Origin of the sequence: Sulfitobacter sp. 1A15299 (assembly GCF_043556915.1) — a bacterium.
Classification (GTDB): domain Bacteria; phylum Pseudomonadota; class Alphaproteobacteria; order Rhodobacterales; family Rhodobacteraceae; genus Sulfitobacter.
Window position 1 is genome coordinate 1 of sequence record NZ_JBIFFJ010000065.1, and the last position, 4,045, is coordinate 4,045.

Below are 4,045 nucleotides of genomic sequence, written 5' to 3' on the forward strand. Positions count from 1 at the left end.
CGATGTACTCCCCGCAGGAGTGTTCAAACTACTTTCAGGCTGCCGGCTATGCCTCAGGTTAAAGTAGAAATGCTCTAGGCCATGGTTTTTACCAAGCGGATGGTGAAAGCTGGGTGGATGCCACTTTGGTCTGTCCCAGATGTGGGCAGAAGCATTCTCGGTAAGGAGGCCCCTGTGCGAGTATACCTCGCCTCTCTTCAGCAGTGTATAGGTGCCGCAAACTGGCCTGCTGCTCTGTGCCTTGCCCTTACTCTCCCCGAAATGGCCAGCGCGATTGAAACCCCTGAGATCGAGGCGCGGCAACGGTACGCCAAGTGGTTTGATCGATGGTTGGGTGAGAAGTACCGGACAAGTCTTTTGTCGGGAAAGGCTTTGCGGCCTGTGTCATGGCAGTGGCGCCGCAACTGGCTCGGGCGGCACTGACACGCCCGGTTTACCTTTGCTTTTCCTATGACGAGGAAGTGGGATGTTTGGGTGCCCCCGCGATCGCGAAGTATCTCGCGCAGCTGACTGTGCCGCCTGAGTTTGCGATCATTAGCGAGCCGTCGAGGTAGTGTCCCACTCCGTGGTGTAGGAGGCCGCGCGCGAAGCTATTGGCTTAGCGCAGCGCGCGGCCGGACTGGCGGACACCGCGTTTCTTCGTAGTCTGAGGTTGCTCAAAGACCGACGACAACGAAGGAGAACACGATGACCAACCCCATAATCGACCTTCCGGGGGTGATCGCCAAGAGTGATGACGCAGATTTTCTGCGCGAGTTGATGCAGGACGCCGTGCAGCGGCTTATGGACATCGAAGTGGCCGCTGTCTGCGGCGCCGCGCATGGCGAGTGCAGCCCGGACCGCGAGAACCAGCGTAACGGCTATCGGCCGCGATAGTGGGATACCCGGGCGGGGACCATTGGCCTGAACATCCCGAAGCTACGTAAAGGCAGTTACTTCCCAACCTTCCTCGAGCCGCGTAGGACCGCCGAGAAGGCGCTGATGGCGGTGTTCCAGGAGGCCTATATCCAAGGCGTCTCCACCCGCGCGGTGGATGACTTGGTGCGCGCCATGGGGCTGTCCGGCACTTCGAAGAGCCAGGTGTCACGGCTATGCGAGGAGATCGACGAGCGGGTGCAGGCGTTCCTGAACCGCCCCCTCGAGGGCGATTGGCCCTTCCTCTGGCTGGACGCTACCTACGTAAAGCTGCGCGAGGGCGGGCGGATCGTATCCATGGCGGTGATAGTGGCGGTGGCGGTCACCACTGACGGGCGGCGCGAGATCTTGGGAATCACCGTCCTGCCATCCGAGGCCGAGACCTTCTGGGCCGATTTCCTGCGCTCGCTGACCCGGCGCGGACTGCGCGGCATCCGGATGGTCATCAGCGATGCACATGAAGGCCTCAAGGCCGCGGCGCGCAAGGTCCTGGGTGCTGGATGGCAGCGCTGCCGAGTGCATTTCCAGCGCAACCTGCTGGCCCGGGTGAGCAAGACCAACAAACCGGTGGTCAGCGCCGTGGTGAAGACCGTCTTCGCCGAAAAGGACCGCAATCAGGCTCATCTGCGCTGGCGCGAGGTCGCCGACAACCTGCGCTCGAAGTTGCACAGCACCAACCCCTTGGAGCGCGTTAACAAGGAGATCAAGCGGCGCACCAACGTCGTCGGCATCTTCCCCAATCGAGAGGCCGTCATTCGCCTCGTCGGGGCGCTCATGCTGGAGCAAAATGATGAGTGGGCCGTCTCTCGCCGCTACATGCCGGTAGAAAAGCCAACCGCCGTGTGCAACCATGATGAGGAGATGCCAATGATCGCCGCTCAGTGAACGAGGGACACCAGCTATGAAGAAGCAGGTGGATGCCAGTTCCTACACGACATCCCGGGACACTACCCTGGCGTTCGTTTTGAGAAGGTATTTTCTTATCCTGCCATGGGGGATGCGCGCGGTACCAAAGGGTTCCAACGCTATGCCGCCCTTCTGCCCGCATGGGGCGGTAAGGTCTCATATGGGTCTGAAGGGGGTGTCTTTGAGAAACTTGGTGGGATCCCTGCGGTGATTGTTGGGCCGGGTTCTATCGACCAAGCGCATAAGACCAATGAGTTTGTTGAAATCGAGCAATTCGCAAGCTGCGTACAGTTTCTGACCAATATCGTCGCATTCCTTTCCGGAGAATAGGACGGCGGCTGCTTCTTTATCCGTCTTGCTCACCTTTGGCGGGCAGGATCGGATCTTGGCCCCTAAAGCGCGAAATTCATCCCTTGGAGATTATGCCAAAGGGTTTTGTACCTCGTGCCTTGGCCGAGCGCTTAAGGCTTACGCTGCTTGTTCCAGCCCAAGACCCCTATCGCTGGATGCTTTCCAAATAGACCAGTAACCCCGCGAGTTCACGTGGAGTGGGTGTAAGAACACCATTGATCTCAACCGGTACCGTATCATGTGCCATAGCCCCGCCGAATTGCGGCATATCGCGCGCCAATTCGCGTTGCTCGGGGTGGCCATAGACATAGCTCAGAGCCCGCGCGCGCGGGAAGCTGCCCCCATTCTTGCGGGCAAGAAGTGTCAAATCCGTTGGCACGGTATCGAGCGTTGATGCCAGGGGACCATCGCCTTTTGCGGACATGCCATGACACGCAACGCAGTTTTCCACATAGAATTTGGCCCCATCTGGCGCTTCGGGCATTGAAGGCGCTGTGCAGGCCGCCACCACAATGCCAAGTGCTGCCACTGAGAATAGGGGAAGTTTAAGGGGTGGCATATCGGTTCCTCTTGGTGTCGATGCAAGTCAAGCGCTTCAACCGTAACTGCTACGCTGCGCGTTGAACATAGCGGCATAAAGACCTTCTTGCTCCATGAGTTGTGCATGCGTGCCTTCTTCGACCACAGTCCCTTCATCCAGCACATAGATATGATCTGCATGGGTTACGGTAGAAAGGCGGTGAGCGACCATGATCGTGGTTTTGTCTTTTGAAAGCTCTTGGATCGCGCCGCGGACCCTTTCCTCGGTCCGCTGATCAAGCGCGGAGGTGGCTTCATCAAGCAATAGGATAGGTGCGGAGCGCAAAAACGCGCGAGCAATGGCAATGCGTTGTTTCTGGCCACCCGAAAGCTGAGAGCCCTTAGGCCCTAAGGGGGCATCACCCCGGTCGCGCATGAGTTGATCGATGCCCACAAGCTCCGCAGCGCGCCAGATCTCATCCTCCGGGGCGTCGGGGCGCACGTACTTAATGTTTTCGTAGATCGAACTGTTAAAGATAACGATGTCTTGGGCGACGACAGAAAACGACTGCCGCAGCTTGTCGATGCGCAGATCTTTGACCGCAGTGCCGCCAATGGTCACCACACCGTCACTTACATCGTATAGGCGGGCAATCAGGCTTAGAACCGATGTTTTGCCTGAGCCTGTCGCTCCGACAATAGCTGTCACCTTCCCGCCTTCGAACGTCATGTTCACATTGCGGAACAACGGATGTTTTTCGGAATACTGGAACGTTACATCGTCAAGGACGATGTCTCCTGTGGGATCAAAGACCTCTTTGGCCTCGGGCGCATTGGTGATTGTCGGCAGCTCGCGGTAGAGCGAGCGCAGGCTGTCTAGAATAATCAAGCTGGCTTGCATGCTAACGAAGAACGCGGTGAGGCGGCGCGCTGGATCAAAGATCAGCGCCATGCCGATCATAAAGCCAATGATGCCGGCGCCATCCATCTCAAAGGAGGGGCTCAAGGCCATGTATCCGCCTACGCCGATGATTAAGACGTAGATGATGGCCGCGAGAATATCGACTGTGGGGCTCATCATCGCCTGTAGCTTCTGAAGGCGGATGGTGAGATCTTTGATCTCACCGGTGGCTTTGTTGAGCCGTGCTTTCTCTACCGGTTCTTGGTTCGATATTTTGACCGTGCGCATGCCATTGGTCATCTCTTCGATGCCCGACATGTAGTTGCCCATGGCATTTTCCGCGGTGGCTTGTGTGCCTTTAATGCCCTGAGAAATGCGCCGAACCACAATTGTGATGGTGGGCATCACAATGATGACCAGTGCAAAAAGAGCCGGGTTCTTCCAGATCAGGTA

3 protein-coding genes and 2 pseudogenes are annotated in these 4,045 nt (G+C 57.7%); 3 read left to right on the forward strand and 2 right to left on the reverse strand.

Features of this window, described 5'->3' with window-relative positions; translation table 11 throughout:
- Nucleotides 1–374: 374 nt before the first annotated feature.
- The 3 genes and pseudogenes from ACGYK7_RS18955 to ACGYK7_RS18965 all read left to right on the forward strand — a co-directional run.
- Nucleotides 375–554, forward strand: a pseudogene (locus tag ACGYK7_RS18955) (acetylornithine deacetylase); the annotation flags it as partial.
- A gap of 133 nt (nt 555–687) precedes the next feature.
- Nucleotides 688–1,800 (forward strand): annotated as a pseudogene (locus ACGYK7_RS18960) (IS256 family transposase).
- 105 nt (nt 1,801–1,905) lie between these two features.
- Entirely contained in the window at nt 1,906–2,151 is a 246-nt protein-coding gene (locus ACGYK7_RS18965; RefSeq protein WP_394403933.1) for a M20/M25/M40 family metallo-hydrolase, read from the forward strand.
- 166 nt (nt 2,152–2,317) lie between these two features.
- Here ACGYK7_RS18965 and ACGYK7_RS18970 read toward each other — a convergent pair whose 3' ends face one another.
- Nucleotides 2,318–2,731 (reverse strand): c-type cytochrome, encoded by a 414-nt coding sequence (locus ACGYK7_RS18970; protein WP_394403934.1) that lies wholly within the window; start codon nt 2,729–2,731, stop codon nt 2,318–2,320.
- A gap of 36 nt (nt 2,732–2,767) precedes the next feature.
- The coding region (locus ACGYK7_RS18975; protein ID WP_394403935.1) for an ABC transporter ATP-binding protein at nt 2,768–4,045 on the reverse strand (1,278 nt) is incomplete at its 5' end.

Bases quoted from the DNA above. Each gene is read 5' to 3' on its own strand.
- ACGYK7_RS18965 (WP_394403933.1), top strand. From the start codon at position 1,906: ATGGGGGATGCGCGCGGTACCAAAGGGTTCCAACGCTATGCCGCCCTT.
- ACGYK7_RS18970 (WP_394403934.1), bottom strand. From the start codon at position 2,731: ATGCCACCCCTTAAACTTCCCCTATTCTCAGTGGCAGCACTTGGCATT.